Annotated in this window: 1 pseudogene; it reads right to left on the bottom strand. The window is 62.0% G+C overall.

Features of this window, described 5'->3' with window-relative positions:
- Window positions 1-250, bottom strand: a pseudogene (locus R0J88_RS22140) (TRAP transporter permease); the annotation flags it as partial.

The following is a 250-nucleotide window of genomic DNA, read 5'->3' as shown; positions in this document are numbered from 1 at the left end:
CAATGACGCCAGCGCGATCAGGATGATGGTGATCAGCAGGCTGCCCCCCGCCCAGTCGGTAATCATCAGCGAGAAGGTGTTGCCGATACCGGTGGTGGAGACGACGTTGACGATCAGGCCGACGGTGATCAGCAGGATCGCCGTGGTGGTCATGTTGCGCACCCCGGCCAGCATCGCCTCGATGATGTCGCCGAGCTTCATCGGATTCTTCGACAGCCACGAGGCCGCGATGACGGACAGGATCGCGATG

The sequence above is a fragment of the Pseudoalteromonas sp. SIMBA_162 genome (assembly GCF_046535955.1).
Taxonomy (GTDB): domain Bacteria; phylum Pseudomonadota; class Gammaproteobacteria; order Enterobacterales; family Alteromonadaceae; genus Pseudoalteromonas; species Pseudoalteromonas marina.
Note: the sequence above shows the minus strand (reverse complement) of the source record. Positions and strands in the feature narration are given on the sequence as shown.